This is a genomic window from Microbacterium sp. zg.Y909 (assembly GCF_024626565.1).
Genome location: NZ_JANJFJ010000084.1, coordinates 1 through 14,768, shown reverse-complemented (window position 1 = coordinate 14,768; position 14,768 = coordinate 1). Strand labels below are relative to the sequence as shown.

The window sequence follows — 14,768 nt, the reverse complement described above, 5'->3', positions numbered from 1 at the left end:
GTGCAGCGACAAGACCGGCACGCTCACCAAGAACGAGATGACGGTGCGACGCCTCGTCACCGCGCGCGGCGCGTATGTGACGACCGGCCTCGGCTACGACCCCACGGGCGAGATCAGTGCGGTCGGCACCACCGAAGCGCTGGATGCCGCCGTGCAGCGCCGCGACCTGGCGCCGCTGCTGGCCGTCGCGACCCTCTGCAACGACGCGCACATCGTGCCCGATCCTTCGGTCGCCGCCGGCGACGGACCCGGACGCTGGACCCTCGTGGGCGAGCCCACCGAGGGGGCGCTGAAGGCCGTCGCGATGAAGGGGGGCGTCTCGGTCGACGGCGCACGCCGCGTGGGTGTCGTCCCGTTCGACTCCGCCAACAAGTTCATGGCAACGCTCAACGAGGCATCCGACGGCTCGCGGGCGATCCTGGTGAAGGGTGCGCCCGACCGCCTGCTGGAGCGCTCACGCACGCAGCGCGGAGAGCGGGGCCCGGTCCCGATCGACATCCCGTACTGGGAGGGTGCGATCGACGACCTGAGCGCTCAGGGCCTGCGCGTGCTCGCGGCCGCGCGTCGCCCCGCCGCCGCAGACGGGCTGAGCATCGACGACCTGCACGAGCTGGAGTTCCTGGGGCTCTGGGGCATCCTCGACCCGCCCCGCCCCGAGGCGATCGAGGCCATCGCCGACTGTCACACCGCGGGCGTGCGGGTCAAGATGATCACCGGCGACCACGCCGGAACGGCCCTCGCGATCGCGCGCGAGATGGGCCTGGTGGCCGGCGACGACGTCACCGTGCTCACCGGCGGCGAGCTCGAGGCGATGAGCCAGGACCAGCTCGCCCGGGTGGTGCGCGAGGTGGACGTCTACGCCCGCACCAGCCCCGAGCACAAGATCCGCATCGTGCGCGCACTGCAGTCCCATGGCGAAGTCGTCGCCATGACCGGTGACGGCGTGAACGACGCCCCCGCCCTGACCCGGGCCGATGTCGGCATCGCGATGGGCATCAAGGGCACCGAAGCCACCAAGGAGGCGGCCGAGATCGTCCTGGCCGACGACAACTTCGCCACGATCCGCAGCGCCATCCGCGAGGGGCGGCGCATCTACGACAACCTCCGCAAATCGATCGTCTTCCTCCTGCCCACCAACGGCGCGCAGTCGCTCGTGATCCTCGTGGCGATCGTGTTCGGGCTCGCGTTGCCGCTGACGCCCGTGCAGGTGCTGTGGATCAACATGGTCACCGGCATCACGCTCTCGCTCGCGCTGGCCTATGAGCCGGCCGAGCGCGGCATCATGACGCGTCCGCCGCGCGCGCCCGGCGGTTCGCTCGTGAGCGCGCGCGAACTCGGATTCGTGCTGATCGTCTCGGTCCTCATCGGCGGGGCGGCGCTGGGACTGTTCTACTCGGTCGCCGCGACCGGCGTCGACATCGCCTACGCGCGCACCGAGGCGGTCACGATGCTCGCCCTCGGACAGCTGGCATACCTGTTCAACTGCCGATTCCTCAGCCGCTCGAGTCTCACCCCCGACGTGCTGCGCGGCAACCGGATCATCTGGTGGTCGGCGGCCGTCCTCATCGCGGTGCAGCTGGTGTACACCTACGTGCCCTTCATGAACGACCTGTTCGGATCCCGCCCACTCACGCTGCAGTCGTGGCTTCTGCCCATCGCCCTGTCGATCATGATCTTCCTCGCGGTCGAGGGGCTGAAAGCCATCCGTCGGCGCGCTGAGCTGCCGACGACACGGAAAGGACCTGCGTGATCCCCACCGATACCTCCTCCCGCGCCGCGCGCGTCGGTGCCGCCCTCGCCGGCACAGCCGGCGTGCTGGTGCTCGCCGGCTGCGGTACGGCCGACGCTGCGGGCGGGACATCCGCAGGTGACGCCTCGTACGCGGACGGCACGTACGAGGCATCCGGCTCGTACGCGACGCCCGAGTCGGTCGAGACGATCGACGTCACCGTTGAGCTCACCGACGGCGTGATCTCGGCGGTCGAGGTGGTGGGTGACCCGACCCGACCGGAGTCGGAGCGGTACCAGGAGCGCTTCATCGGCGGCATCTCGGACGAGGTCGTCGGCAAGAGCCTCGACGAGATCTCCGTCAGCCGCGTGGCGGGGTCGTCGCTCACCAGTGGCGGCTTCAACGAGGCGATCGAGCAGATCAAGGCTGACGCCCGGCAGTGACGACCGCGCGAGCGCAGTGGCGCTTCGACGCCATCGGCACCCGGTGGGAGGTGCAGACCGCCGCGGCGCTGCCGGGCGACGCGCGCCGGGCGGCATCCGCCGTCATCGAGCGGTTCGACGGGGAGTGGTCGCGCTTCCGGCCGGACTCGGTCGTGAGCACGCTGGCCCGCGGTGGCGGGGAGGTCACGGTCATCGCGCCCGCCGACGCGGCCGCGATGCTCGACGCCTACGGCGAGATGTCCGAGGCGACCGCGGGCGCCGTCAGCCCGCTCGTGGGCGGGGCGCTGGCCCATCGCGGCTACGACGCGGACTACTCCCTCGTCGACCGCGGACCGGTCGCCGCGACCGGCGACTGGCGGGAGCGCCTGACGTGGGATGCCGACACGCTGACACTGCGCGAGCCGGCGCTCATCGACGTCGGGGCCCTCGGCAAGGGGCGCCTGGTCGACCTGGTGGCCGGCTGCCTGTCTGCCTGGGGCGGCGGCGGGATCGTCGTGGACGCGGGCGGCGACATCTCGGTATGCGGCGTCACCGAGCGCATCGGACTGGAGCACCCCTACGACCCGACGCGGGCGATCGGCGTGTGGGAGGTGGCGGATGCCGCGCTCTGCGCATCGGCCGTGAACCGTCGGGCGTGGGGCGACAGCCTGCATCACGTGCTCGACGCCCGCACCGGGCAGCCGGTGCGCACGGTTGCGGCGACCTGGGCCGTTGCGCCGACGGCGATGCGTGCGGACGCCGCCGCCACGGCGCTCTTCTTCACCGGCGGTGAGGCCCTGGCCGCCGGCTGGGGCGTGTCGTGGGTGCGGATGGCGACCGACGGGCGGGTGGACTGGTCACCGGGCTGCACGGCCGAGCTGTTCACTGCGGCGCGATAACGTGGAGGTCATGGCACCAGCACCTTCACGGCATCCCTCCGCTTCATCCCGAGACGCCTGATGGGTTCGCTGACCGCCGTCTGGAGCCGCGTCTTCGCCGTGCTCGGCAAGGTGTCGATGTACCGCCTCGTGCTGTCCGCGCTCGGGGCGCTGGCCGTGATCGCCTTCGTGGCCTCGCTGTTCGGCGTGCTCGTCCCGACGCCCCTGGAACTCGTCGCCACCCTGGTGGTGCTCGCCGCCGCCTGCAGCGTCGTCGACGCCGCCGCGCAGCGGGTGCTGAAGCTCCCCTGGCGGGTGGAATCGTCCCTCATCACGGCGCACATCCTGCTGTTCGTGCTGACGCCGTCGATCGAGTTGCTGCCGCTCGTGGGCATCGCCGTCGCCGGGGCGGTCGCCTCACTGTCGAAGTACGTCCTCGCCTGGCGCGGCCGGCACGTGTTCAACCCCGCCGCCGTCGGCGCCACGGTCGTCACACTCGCGGGCCTCGGCACGTCGGCGTGGTGGGTGGGTTCGCCCTACCTGGCGCTGCCGGTGCTGCTGCTGGGCGGCGTCGTGCTGATGCGCACCGAGAAGGTGCGCGTCGTGGCGGTCTTCTGGGTGATCGCGGTTGCGGTGGCGATCGTGCGCACCTCCGTGCAGTATCAGCAGGCCGGACTGCAGGTCGCGAGCGCCGACATCGTCTGGCAGATCGTGTCGGCGTCGCCCTTCCTGTTCCTCGGCGCCTTCATGCTCTCCGAGCCCCTCACCCTGCCGCCCCGGCGGTGGCAGCAGCTGACCGTCGCTGCCGTCGTCGGCGTGCTCGCCGGGTGGCCGATCGATCTCGGCATCCTGAGCCTGGGTCAGGAGCGGGCCCTCCTCGTCGGCAACCTGGTCGCCTTCTTCTTCTCCTGGCGTGCCGCGGTGCGGCTCACCCTCACCGAGCGCACTGCCCTCACGCCGACCGCCCGGCAGCTGAGTTTCCGGACCGAGCGACGTCTCGCGTTCGTCCCCGGACAGTTCCTCGAGCTGGAGGTGCCGCACCACCATCCCGACGCCCGCGGCACGCGACGGGAGTTCAGCATCGTCTCATCGCCCGAAGAGCTGCCCGAACTGCGCATCGCGTTCCGTGAGGGCGGCGGGCCGCAGTCGAGCTACAAGAAGGCGCTGGCCGAGGTGAGCGCGGGGGACCCCCTGGCGGTCACCGGCGTCTGGGGCGACTTCGTGCTGCCCCGGCGCCGTCAGAGTCCTGTGCTCATGGTGGCCGCCGGCATCGGGGTGACGCCGTTCGTCTCGCAGCTGACGCACATGCGCCTGGCCGGGGAGCAGCGCGACGTCGTGCTCGTGTACGTCGCGTCGGATGCGTCGGAGCTGGCCTTCCGCGACGAGATCGCCGCGTCGGGGGCGCCCGTGGTGGTCTTCACCCGCGATCGGCCGGCGGATCTGCCCGCCCACTGGCGGTGGGCCGAGGGCGTGCGCCTGGACGCCGACGGCCTGCTGCGTGTCGTGCCCGACATCGCCGCGCGGCACGCGTACATCTCGGGGCCTCCCGGGCTGATCGCTGAGCTGGCGCCCGCGCTGGAGCGCGCGCGGTCGATCACGACGGACGCCTTCTCGGGGTACTGAGCCCGGGGCGCCCGGCGCCGTCGCCGTCAGCCCGCGTCGACCGCCGGCTCTGCGACGTCCCCGTCCCCGTCCACGCCGGCGCGTGCGGGCAGGCGCACCTCGAACGTCGTGTCCCCGGGCCGGCTGTCCACCGACAGCTCCCCGTGGTGGGCGTCGACGATGGCGCGCGCGATCGACAGCCCCAGCCCCGTGCCCCCGGTGTGCCGCGCGCGGGAGCGGTCGGCACGTGCGAAGCGCTGGAACAGCTCGTCCGCGAGCGCCGGATCGATGCCGGGCCCGTCGTCGTGCACGCGCAGCACCGCGCTGTCGTCCTCGTACGCGACGGTCGTGGTCACGGTCGTCCCTGCGGGGGTGTGCACGCGCGCGTTGGCCAGCAGGTTCGCGGCGACCTGGTGCAGGCGCGCGGCATCGCCGGCGATGACGACCGGCTCCTCGCCGACCTCCAGCCGCCACGTGTGGTCGGGGCCCGCGGCGCGGGCGTCGCCCACCTCCTCGACCGCGAGCCGGGTGAGGTCGACCGTTCCGACGACGAGCTCCTTGCCCTCGTCCAGACGTGCCAGCAGCAGCAGATCCTCCACGAGGGCCGTCATCCGCAGCGACTGCGCCTGGATGCGTTCGAGGGCCTGTTCGGTGTTGGCGGCCGTCTCGGGCGCGGTCGGCGACTGGTGGAGCGCGCGCAGCGACAGCTCCGAGTACCCCCGGATGGATGCCAGCGGGGTGCGCAGCTCGTGGCTCGCGTCGGCGACGAACGCGCGCATGCGCTCCTCATTGCGCTGACGGGCGGAGAGCGATTCGCCCACGTGGTCGAGCAGGGTGTTCAAGGCGGCACCGACCTGCCCGATCTCGGTGTGCGCGTCGGCTTCGGACTCCGGCACGCGCTCGGTGATCGAGACCTCGCCCTCGGCCAGAGGAAGGGATGCCACCCGCGTGGCGGTGTCGGCGACCGCGCGCAGCGGCCGCAGCGACGTGCGGATGATCAGCGCGATCGCCGCCGAGAGCAGCAGCAGCCCGCCCGACGTCAGCAGGGTCACGGTGGTGAGGATCTGCGCGACGGTGTCGGTCACCTCGGTCGTGGGTTTTCCGAGCACCGCCGAGAAGCTGGAACGGTCCGCGGGCATGAGCACGCGGTATTCGCCGAGCCCGGGCAAGCTCACCGTCGCGCCCCGCTGATCCTCGATGGCCGTCAGGATGTGCGCGATCTCGTCGTCGTCCAGGGCGACCACTGATTCGTCGTCGGTGACGTACGCGCCGGAGAGCTCAGTGACCGTGCCGAGCACGAGCAGGGTGCCCGGCTCCTGCCGGCTGCTCGAGAGTGCTTCGAGGGCGGTGGCATCCGGGCGCACGGCGATGCGCGATGCCGCCTCGCGGATCTGCGCGTCGAGGTTCTGCATCATGATGTTGCCGAGGATCGTGCCGGTGGCCAGCCCGATGCTCACGAGGATGAGCGCCACCATGGACACCACTGCCGTGATCAGCCGCGTCTGCAGGCTCCAGCGGTGCCCGGTCGGGCGGTGTGCGCGTCGCGTGGAATCCGCGGTCACTGCGGCGCTTTGATCATGTAGCCGACGCCGCGCACCGTGTGGATGAGCGGCTCGCGACCGTGATCGATCTTCTTGCGCAGGTACGAGATGTACAGCTCCACGACCGAGGAGCGGCCGCCGAAGTCGTAGTTCCACACCCGGTCGAGGATCTGCGCCTTCGACACCACTCGGCGCTGGTTGCGCATGAGGTAACGCAGCAGCTCGAACTCGGTGGCCGTCAGCTCGATGGACTCGCCGTCGCGCTCGACCTCGTGGGAGTCCTCGTTGAGGGTCAGATCACCGACGCGCAGGATGGGCTCGTTCCCGACGACGGCCGCAGTCCCGGCACGGCGCATCAGTCCGCGCAGGCGCGCGACGACCTCTTCGAGACTGAAGGGCTTGGTCACGTAGTCATCGCCGCCGGCGGTGAGTCCTGCGACCCGGTCGCCGACGGAATCCTTCGCGGTGAGGAAGAGAACCGGCACGTCGTTGCCCGAGTGGCGCAGCCGCTGCAGCACGGACATGCCGTCGAGGTCGGGCATCATGATGTCGAGCACCAAAGCGTCAGGCTCGAAGTCGCGCGCGGCCTGCAGAGCCTCGAATCCGGAAGCAGCGGTGCGCACATCCCAGCCCTCCATCCGCAGCGCCATCGACAGCAGGTCGGTCAGCATCTGCTCGTCGTCGACCACGAGCACACGCACGGGGGAGCCGTCGGGACGGCGAAGAGCGGGCACGGATGAAGGCGCGGTCATGCCCCCATTGTGAACCCCGACGTGCACGATTCCTATGGGGTGCGCTATGCGCGGGCTGTGAGCGTGCCCGCAGCGCGGGTCGGGCACGGCTTCGCCCGACGCGGCCGCACGAACCGCCGAGGGCGCGTCGGGACATTGACACACCCTCAGCGGTCCCTTCGGGGCCTTCGCGTGGGTCGGCCGACCCGGTCGGCGCCGGCAACGATTGCCGCCCCGAGGACGGCGCCCAGGGTGTTCGCGACGAGGTCGCGCACGTCGGGGTAGCGGTCGGGGAGCGCCAGAGCCTGCGTCGCCTCGATCGCGCCGCTGAGGGCCAGCCCGGCCAGCGCGGCCAGCCACCAGCGGCGTCTACCCACCCACGCCACCCACAGCAGGCCCAGCGGCAGGAACAGCACGACGTTCGACACGAACTCCAGCACCGCGAAGGTGAGCCACGCCGTGCCCTCCCAGGCGCCGAACCAGTCGCCGAGGGTGACGAGGGTTCCGCCCACCGTCTCGGGCTGTGGGCCGAGGGTCAGCGACGCCAGCACCGCCAGGTACAGCGCCGAAGCCGCCGCGAGCAGCACACGCCCGCGACGGCTTCGCACCGGCATCGGGAGCCGGCTCAGTGCGTGTCCTCGGCCTCGATCTCGCTGCGGTCGCCCGACCACAGCGTGTGGAAGGTGCCCGGCTTGTCGATGCGCTTGTAGGTGTGCGCTCCGAAGAAGTCGCGCTGCCCCTGGATGAGCGCCGCGGGAAGACGCTCGGCCCGCAGCCCGTCGTAGTACGCCAGCGACGACGAGAACGCCGGGGCCGGGATGCCGGAGGTCGCCGCCGTGGCGACGATGCGGCGCCAGGCTTCCTGGGCGCGGCCGAGCGCGTCGACGAAGTACGGCGCCGTCAGCAGGACCGGCAGGTCGGGGGTGGCGGCGTACGCGTCGCTGATGCGGTTGAGGAACTGCGCGCGGATGATGCAGCCGCCTCGCCAGATCTTCGCGATCGCGCCCAGGTCGATCGCCCAGTCGTACTCCGCCGCGCCCGCGCGGATCTCGTCGAAGCCCTGGCTGTAGGCGACGATCTTCGAGGCGTACAACGCCAGGCGCACGTCCTCGATGAACGCGTCGGCGTCGTCGACCGAGAGCGTCTCGCCGGCACCGGGCAGGTCCTGCGAGACCTCGCGCTGCTCGGGGTGGCTCGACAGCGAGCGGGCGAACACGGCCTCGGCGATGCCCGAGACGGGGGTGCCGAGGTTCAGCGCGGTCTGCACGGTCCAGGCGCCGGTGCCCTTGGCCCCGGCCTGGTCGAGGATGACGTCCACGAGCGGCTTGCCGGTGGTGGCATCCACCTGTCGCAGCACCTCAGCGGTGATCTCGATCAGGTAGGACTCCAGCTCGCCCCGGTTCCACTCCGCGAACACCTCGGCGATCTCGGCGGGGGACATGCCGGTGCCGCGGCGGATGAGGTCGTAGGCCTCGGCGATCAGCTGCATGTCGGCGTACTCGATGCCGTTGTGCACCATCTTCACGAAGTGCCCCGCGCCGTCGTGGCCGACGTGGGTGACGCAGGGCTCGCCCTCGGCGACCGCAGCGATCGACTTCAGGATGGGGCCGAGCGTGACCCACGACGCGTCGGAGCCGCCCGGCATGATCGACGGCCCGTTGAGGGCCCCCTCCTCGCCGCCCGAGATGCCCGCCCCGACGAAGTTGATGCCCGTCTCGCGCACCGCCCGCTCGCGGCGGATCGTGTCGGTGAAGAGGGCATTCCCGCCGTCGACGATGATGTCGCCGGGCTCGAACACCTGGGTGAGGGCGTCGATGACGGCGTCGGTGGGGCCACCGGCCTTGACCATGATGATGGCCGTGCGCGGCTTCTTCAGCGACGCGGCGAACTCGTCGTACGAGAACGCGGGCACGAATCCCGCCTCGGGGTGCGCGGCGACGAGCTCATCGGTCTTGGAACGGGAGCGGTTGAACACCGCGACGGTGTTGCCCTCGCGGCTGGCGAGGTTGCGGGCGAGGTTCGAGCCCATGACGGCAAGGCCCACCACGCCGATGTTGGCGACCGGGGCCGCGGGGGAGTCGGGTCCCTCGGCGGCGGGTGCGTCGCGGGGCACGTCCTCCGGCGACGGGGCTCCCTCGTGCAGGCCGGCGGAACCGGGGGTGTCGTCGCGGTCGTCGGACATGTTGGTCTGGGCGTTGTCGTTCATGCTTCTCCTCGTGCCTGCCGACCTGCGGTGCGCCGCGGTCTGGCCGCACCCCGGCCCGTCCAGCGTAGTGCGGCCACCGGTCCGATCTCCGCGCGTGTGACGGAGCCCGCGACGGCGTGGTCCGCCGCGCGAAGACCGAATGATCATATCATTGGGGTGCGGCGCCGATGCGGCGCCGGTCCCGCCCATGACGGATGCGCCCATGAAGATTCTCGCCCTCGAGGCCAGCACGACGTCGGCCAAGACCATGCTCTTCGACACCGAGACCGGTGATGTGCAGGTCGCCTCCCGCCGTTTCGAGCACGACGGAGCAGACGCGGCGGTGCGCGACGGCGACGCGATCTGCGCCCAGCTGCTGGCGCTGGGGCGCGAGAGTGCCGGCGGCGGCCCGGTCGATCTGATCGTGCTGAGCGGCACCTGGCACGGCGTGACCCTGCGCCGCCGCGACCTGACGGCAGTCACCCCCGTGATGGAGTGGCCCTACACCGGCGCTCAGGACCTCTCGGCGCGGCTGCGCCGTGACGACGAGTTCACGCGCTGGTTCCACGACCGCACCGGATGCATGGTCAACGCCTCGTATCCGGCGTTCAAGCTGATGCATCTGCGGGAGCAGGGGATCGACCTCGCGGGAACAGTGGCGCTCGACCAGCCCACCCTCATCTTCGCGCGCCTGACCGGGGAGATCTGGACGAACGCGTCGCTCGCGTCGGGCACCGGCCTGCTCGACGCGCGCAGCGGGGAGTGGGATGCCGAGGTCGCAGACCGCCTCGGGCTCAGCGACGTCGGGCTGCCTCCGCTGCGCCCGTCGACGGCGACGGCGCCGCTGACGGCGGAGGGTGCAGCAGCGCTCGGGCTGCGCGCGGGCATCCCGGTGCTGACCCCCGGCCCCGACGGCGGGCTCAGCCAGGTCGGTGACCTCGCGACCGAGCCGGGGGAGATGACGTTCTCGATGGGCACGAGCGGAGCGCTGCGCATCGCCACGCGGCATCCGTCGCCCTCGCCCTCGTTCAGCACCTGGTCGTACCGATCGCCCGTCGGGCCGCTGAGCGGAGCGGCGACGTCGGGCTGTGGCAACTGTGTGGACTGGGCGCGCGAGCGGCTGTTCGGGGCGGACGTCCACTACGCCGAACTCGAACCGCTCCTGTCGCCGGACGCCACCGATCTGCCGGTGTTCCTGCCGTTCCTCTTCGGTGAGCGAAGCCCCGGGTGGCAGGACCAGCGCCGCGGCGGGTGGCTCGAGCTGCAACCGCACCACACCCGCGCGGACATGTACCAGGGCGTGCTCGAGGGCATCGTCTACTCGCTGTACCACTGCTACCGCGAGCTCGTCGCGGCGCACGGCGTGCCGCGGCGCATCGTGCTCTCGGGCGGGGTGCTCTCGTCGCCGATGTGGACGCAGCTGACCGCCGATGTCTTCGGGGTCGACATGGAGGTGTCGACCCGCCAGCATAGCTCCCTCGTGGGCGCGGTGCGGATGGGCCTGCGAGCCACCGGGCACGACGGTCGCCACTCCGCTCTGGACGGCGGCGCTCCCACTGTCATCCGTCCGCGCGGGCAGCGGCGCGAGCAGTACGACGCCGGGTTCGCCAGGTACCTCGACCAGTACGCCCGCACGGCGCCGCCGCAGGTCGGTCGCTGACCTGGCAAGGCGCCGCAGGTCAGTCGCGGGACTGGACCTCGCCCAGCACCGCCTCGACGTAGCGGCGGGTGTGGTGCTCGGCGGCCTCGGCGTCGCCGCGCGCGATCGCGGCGGCGGTCTGCACGTGGTTGTGCAGCGCCTCGGCATCCGGAACGCCCGGGGTGAGCCCGGCGCGGGAGCGCCCGGTGATCACGGCCGCGACCGCGGGCTTGACCGCGGCCAGCATCGGATTGCCGCTGGAATCGAGAACGAGGTCGTGAAAGGCGATATCGGCCGTCAGGTAGTCATCGCTGTCACCGCGGCCCTCGGCGCCCAGCTGCTCGAGGCGATCGGCGAGCCGGACGATGCGCTCGCGTTCGTCGGGCCGGGCGCGCTCCGCGCTCAGGCGCGCGGCGATCGGCTCCACCGCGGCGCGCAGCTCGTTGGCGACGACCAGCTGTCTGTCGCGACCGGGACCGCGCAGCTGCCAGCCGATGAGGCGACCGTCCAGTGCGCTCCACTCCGACGTGGGTCGTACGGTGACGCCGACGCGGCGGCGCGACAGCAGCATCCCCATCGCCTCGAGGACGCGCACGGCTTCACGGATCACGGTGCGCGACACGCCGTACTGCTCTTCGAGCCCGGCGAGGGTCAGGATCGACCCCGGAGGCAGCTGTCCGGACGCGATCCGCATGCCCAGATCGTCCATGACCGATCCGTGAGAGGCCTGGGCCACCGGATTCTCCGATCGACGACGAGCGGGTGGGACTGCGGGTCAGCCCTTCTTGTACCCCTGGCGTCCCATGGACCACAGTGCACCCACGGCCCCGACGGCGGCGACCGCGGTCATGGCGCCGATGAGCCACACGAGGGCGTGGGAGATGAAGCCGTATTCCATGGGAGTCCTCCGGGCAGGTGAGTGGGCGTCTTCATGGTACCGGCGCCGCTGGTAGACTCGGACCGAACTTCGGCGAGGGATGCCGCGCGCCATGCGCAGCCATCCGTGATCGACGCGGTGATGCAGGCCTTGCGGCTTTCCTCACGCGCATGCGTTCGAGTCGAACCACAGACCCAGATCTGGGCTGAAGAGCCCGCAAGGAGAAATCATCATGTCGACTGACACCGACACCAAGGTCGTCGCCACCAAGCGCGAGAACTTCGGCAAGGGCTACGCCCGGCGCCTGCGCGCGTCCGGCCAGATCCCCGCCGTCATCTACGGCCACGGCACCGAGCCCCTCCACGTGGCCCTGCCCGGCCACCAGATGGCTCTGCTCATCCGCCGCGCCAACGCGGTGCTCGAGCTCGAGGTCGACGGCACGCAGCAGCTGACCCTGGTCAAGGACGTGCAGAAGGACCCCGTGCACCAGATCATCGAGCACATCGACCTGCTCGTGGTGAAGAAGGGCGAGAAGATCGAGGTCGACATCCCGATCACGGTCGTCGGCGAGCCCTACCCCGGCACCATCGCGAACCTCGACGCCGTCAGCATCCTGCTCCAGGTCGAGGCCACCCACATCCCGCAGTCGATCGAGATCGACGTCGAGGGCCTCGAGGAGGGCGCGCACATCACCGCCGCCGACCTGAAGCTCCCGAAGGGCGCCACGCTGGTGGCCGACCCCGAGACGCTCATCGTCGCCGTGTCGGTGCCGTCGTCGACCCTCGCCGCCGTCGACGAGATCGAGGCAGCCGACGAGGCCGTCGCCGAGGACCAGTCCGAGGCGTCCGAGTCCGAGTCCGAGTAAGGACCTGCACGAAGAGGGGGTGCGGATTCCGCACCCCCTCTTCGCGTCTCGCGGTGATGTGAGCTCGCTCGCGTTGGGCCGACGTGCTCGCGTCGCGCGGGCTTGGCCCCCGGCGCTCTCCGACAGGATGGATGACATGGCTGACACCTGGCTCGTCGTGGGGCTCGGCAACCCCGGCCCCCGGTACGAGATGACACGGCACAACATCGGGCAGATGGTCGTCGACGAACTCGCCTCGCGGCGGTCCGAGACCTTCCGTGCGCACAAGGCCAACGCCCGTGCCGCCGAGACGTGGCTGCGTCCGGGCGGTGACAAGATCGTGCTAGCCAAGCCCAACAGCTTCATGAACGTGTCGGGTGGGCCGGTGGCGAACCTGGCATTCTTCTACGGTGTGCCGCCCGAGCGCGTGGTCGTCGTGCACGATGAGCTGGACATCCCGTTCGACACCATCAAGCTGAAGGTGGGCGGCGGGCACGGGGGACACAACGGCGTTCGCGACGTCGCCAAGGCTCTCGGCACCCCCGACTTCGCGCGCGTGCGGGTGGGGATCGGCCGTCCGCCCGGGCGGCAGGATGCCGCGGACTGGGTGCTGGACCCGTTCGGGCCCACGGAGCGCAAGACGCTGCCCGTGCTGGTCTCCGATGCCGCCGACGCCGTGGAACAGCTCATCGGCGAGGGCCTCCTCGCCGCGCAGCAGCGCCATCACGCCCCTCGCGAGTGAGTATTCGCGCCCGAATACTCACTCGCAGTCAGAAGGCGAGTGGACCGGAGGCGCCGGCGCTGAGGCCGATCACGACGGCCACGGCGAAGACCACGGGACCGAGCGCGGCGACGACCACCGCGGCGATGCCCTGCCCGCGACCCCGCTGCTGCGCGATCGCGACGATGCCCTGCACAAGCGCCCAGATCCCCAGCACGGTACCGGCCCAGAAGCTCAGCTCCGCAGTGAGCACCGATCCCCGCGCGGGCGCGAGGTAGGCGAAGTCGAATTCCGAGGCCGGCCCCGCGAGGATCGCGGCTCCGCCCACCTCCCCGACGCGTACGCACGCGACGGCGGCGATCACCGAGGCGAGCACGGCCGCTGCGAGCGCCAGCACGAGTGCGACGGTCCCGAGCGTGCCCGGCCGCGGCGCCTGCGGTTCTCGCAAGGGCGGTCGCCCGACGGGCCCGGCAGGCGGGCCGGCATAGGGCTGCGCCGGGTAGCCGTACGGCGGCGGCGGCGCGGCGGACGGCGTCGGGTACGGAGGCTGGGATGCCGAAGGCGCGGGGTGGTCGCTCACGGCCCCATCCTACGAGTCGGTGTCCGCCGGCGGTCGTAGACTCGTAGCGTGACAGTTCCCGGGATCGTGCGCGCCCTCATGCAGGCCGACTCCTTCCGGGAGGCGGTGGATTCCTCGTCGGTCGACACCGACTTCTCGATCGTCGAGGGCCTCGACGCGCCCCTGCTCGCCGCGCTCGTCGAGCGCCGCCGTGAGGCCGGCAAACCGGCGGCCCTCCTCGCGATCGCTCCCACCGGCCGTCGCGCCGAGTCTCTCGGCACCGCCCTGGGCGAGATGCTTCCTGGCGCCATCGTGCACCACTTCCCGGCGTGGGAGACGCTGCCGCACGAACGGCTGAGCCCCAGCGCAGAGACCGTCGGTCAGCGCCTTGCGGTGCTTCGCGATGTCGCGGCGTGGGACGGCACCGTGCCCCTCATCGTCACGGCGTCGGTGCGCAGCGCCGTGCAGCCCATCGCCGGCGGGCTCACCGACATCGAGGCCGTGCACCTCGTCGCCGGCGGCCGCGGGCACGACCTCACCGATGTGTCCCGGCGCCTCGTCGAACTCGCCTACCACCGCGTCGACATGGTCTCGCGACGGGGCGAGTACGCGATGCGCGGCGGCATCCTCGACGTCTTCCCACCGGTGGCCGACCACCCCTACCGCGTGGAGTTCTTCGGCGACGAGGTCGACGAGATCCGCGCCTTCTCGGTCGCCGACCAGCGGTCGCTGCCGGGAGAGGTCAAAGAGGTCACCCTCATCCCCAGCCGTGAGCTGCTGCTCACCGAGGCGGTGCGCGAGCGCGCCCGTGGGCTCGCCGGTCAGTACCCGGGACTCTCCGGCATGCTGGAGAAGATGGCGGAGGGCATCCCGGCCGAGGGCATGGAGTCCCTCCTGCCGGTGCTCGTGGACGAGATCGTCACCATCGCGGACTACCTCCCGCGCGGAACCGCCGCCGCGCTCGTCGACCCCGAGCGGTCGGTCACCCGCGCGATGACCCTCGGCGACACCAACCGCGAGTTCCTCGAGGCGGCGTGGAG

At 71.5% G+C, this 14,768-nt stretch carries 14 protein-coding genes and 1 pseudogene; 8 read left to right on the top strand and 7 right to left on the bottom strand.

Annotated elements, in window-relative coordinates; genetic code table 11:
- The 4 genes from NQ160_RS08535 to NQ160_RS08520 form a co-directional block, all read left to right on the top strand.
- Nucleotides 1-1,750: HAD-IC family P-type ATPase (locus NQ160_RS08535; protein ID WP_257514800.1), on the top strand; the 1,750-nt coding region annotated here is incomplete at its 5' end.
- Entirely contained in the window at nucleotides 1,747-2,172 is a 426-nt protein-coding gene (locus tag NQ160_RS08530) for an FMN-binding protein (protein WP_257514798.1), read from the top strand. The genes NQ160_RS08535 and NQ160_RS08530, both read left to right, overlap by 4 nt.
- Nucleotides 2,169-3,050, top strand: a complete 882-nt coding sequence (locus NQ160_RS08525) for an FAD:protein FMN transferase (RefSeq protein WP_257514797.1) — start codon at nucleotides 2,169-2,171, stop codon at nucleotides 3,048-3,050. The genes NQ160_RS08530 and NQ160_RS08525 overlap by 4 nt, the downstream gene beginning before the upstream one ends.
- A gap of 60 nt (nucleotides 3,051-3,110) precedes the next feature.
- Nucleotides 3,111-4,652, top strand: a complete 1,542-nt coding sequence (locus NQ160_RS08520; protein ID WP_257514796.1) for an FAD-dependent oxidoreductase — start codon at nucleotides 3,111-3,113, stop codon at nucleotides 4,650-4,652.
- A gap of 26 nt (nucleotides 4,653-4,678) precedes the next feature.
- Here NQ160_RS08520 and NQ160_RS08515 read toward each other — a convergent pair whose 3' ends face one another.
- The 4 genes from NQ160_RS08515 to gndA form a co-directional block, all read right to left on the bottom strand.
- Nucleotides 4,679-6,106: a sensor histidine kinase gene (locus tag NQ160_RS08515; RefSeq protein ID WP_257514801.1), complete on the bottom strand. Its 1,428-nt coding sequence runs from the start codon at nucleotides 6,104-6,106 to the stop codon at nucleotides 4,679-4,681.
- An 83-nt stretch (nucleotides 6,107-6,189) separates the two neighbouring features.
- Nucleotides 6,190-6,924, bottom strand: coding sequence for a response regulator transcription factor (locus NQ160_RS08510; RefSeq protein WP_257514795.1), 735 nt, complete (start codon nucleotides 6,922-6,924; stop codon nucleotides 6,190-6,192).
- A gap of 146 nt (nucleotides 6,925-7,070) precedes the next feature.
- On the bottom strand, nucleotides 7,071-7,517 hold the full coding sequence (locus NQ160_RS08505) for a VanZ family protein (RefSeq protein ID WP_257514794.1): 447 nt from the start codon (nucleotides 7,515-7,517) through the stop codon (nucleotides 7,071-7,073).
- Nucleotides 7,518-7,528: 11 nt separating this feature from the next.
- Nucleotides 7,529-9,109 (bottom strand): NADP-dependent phosphogluconate dehydrogenase, encoded by a 1,581-nt coding sequence (gndA, locus tag NQ160_RS08500; RefSeq protein WP_257514793.1) that lies wholly within the window; start codon nucleotides 9,107-9,109, stop codon nucleotides 7,529-7,531.
- 202 nt (nucleotides 9,110-9,311) lie between these two features.
- Between gndA and NQ160_RS08495 the strand changes: the two genes are divergently transcribed.
- Entirely contained in the window at nucleotides 9,312-10,748 is a 1,437-nt protein-coding gene (locus NQ160_RS08495; RefSeq protein WP_257514792.1) for a gluconokinase, read from the top strand.
- Nucleotides 10,749-10,767: 19 nt separating this feature from the next.
- On the opposite strand, the gene NQ160_RS08490 is transcribed toward NQ160_RS08495, so the two are convergent.
- A complete protein-coding gene (locus NQ160_RS08490) occupies nucleotides 10,768-11,436 on the bottom strand; it encodes a FadR/GntR family transcriptional regulator (RefSeq protein WP_257514791.1) in 669 nt (222 codons plus the stop codon).
- A gap of 66 nt (nucleotides 11,437-11,502) precedes the next feature.
- Complete coding sequence (locus tag NQ160_RS08485; RefSeq protein ID WP_257514790.1) at nucleotides 11,503-11,625, bottom strand: hypothetical protein; 123 nt, start codon at nucleotides 11,623-11,625, stop codon at nucleotides 11,503-11,505.
- 211 nt (nucleotides 11,626-11,836) lie between these two features.
- Between NQ160_RS08485 and NQ160_RS08480 the strand changes: the two genes are divergently transcribed.
- Together NQ160_RS08480 and pth are read left to right on the top strand one after the other, a co-directional pair.
- The gene (locus NQ160_RS08480) at nucleotides 11,837-12,469 is read left to right on the top strand and encodes a 50S ribosomal protein L25/general stress protein Ctc (RefSeq protein WP_257514789.1); all 633 of its coding nucleotides are present in this window, start codon (nucleotides 11,837-11,839) and stop codon (nucleotides 12,467-12,469) included.
- Between the two features lie 136 nt (nucleotides 12,470-12,605).
- A complete protein-coding gene (gene pth, locus NQ160_RS08475) occupies nucleotides 12,606-13,190 on the top strand; it encodes an aminoacyl-tRNA hydrolase (protein WP_257514788.1) in 585 nt (194 codons plus the stop codon).
- A gap of 28 nt (nucleotides 13,191-13,218) precedes the next feature.
- Here the strand turns inward: pth and NQ160_RS08470 are convergent, their stop codons facing one another.
- Entirely contained in the window at nucleotides 13,219-13,749 is a 531-nt protein-coding gene (locus NQ160_RS08470; RefSeq protein WP_257514787.1) for a hypothetical protein, read from the bottom strand.
- Between the two features lie 78 nt (nucleotides 13,750-13,827).
- Here NQ160_RS08470 and NQ160_RS08465 point away from each other — a divergent pair.
- A pseudogene (locus NQ160_RS08465) lies at nucleotides 13,828-14,768 on the top strand (transcription-repair coupling factor); the annotation flags it as partial.

Coding starts and splice junctions, on each gene's coding strand:
- NQ160_RS08520 (WP_257514796.1), top strand. CDS start 3,111: ATGGGTTCGCTGACCGCCGTCTGGAGCCGCGTCTTCGCCGTGCTCGGC.
- NQ160_RS08515 (WP_257514801.1), bottom strand. CDS start 6,106: ATGGTGGCGCTCATCCTCGTGAGCATCGGGCTGGCCACCGGCACGATC.
- NQ160_RS08510 (WP_257514795.1), bottom strand. CDS start 6,924: ATGACCGCGCCTTCATCCGTGCCCGCTCTTCGCCGTCCCGACGGCTCC.
- NQ160_RS08505 (WP_257514794.1), bottom strand. CDS start 7,517: ATGCCGGTGCGAAGCCGTCGCGGGCGTGTGCTGCTCGCGGCGGCTTCG.
- gndA (WP_257514793.1), bottom strand. CDS start 9,109: ATGAACGACAACGCCCAGACCAACATGTCCGACGACCGCGACGACACC.
- NQ160_RS08495 (WP_257514792.1), top strand. CDS start 9,312: ATGAAGATTCTCGCCCTCGAGGCCAGCACGACGTCGGCCAAGACCATG.
- NQ160_RS08490 (WP_257514791.1), bottom strand. CDS start 11,436: ATGGACGATCTGGGCATGCGGATCGCGTCCGGACAGCTGCCTCCGGGG.
- NQ160_RS08485 (WP_257514790.1), bottom strand. CDS start 11,625: ATGGAATACGGCTTCATCTCCCACGCCCTCGTGTGGCTCATCGGCGCC.
- NQ160_RS08480 (WP_257514789.1), top strand. CDS start 11,837: ATGTCGACTGACACCGACACCAAGGTCGTCGCCACCAAGCGCGAGAAC.
- pth (WP_257514788.1), top strand. CDS start 12,606: ATGGCTGACACCTGGCTCGTCGTGGGGCTCGGCAACCCCGGCCCCCGG.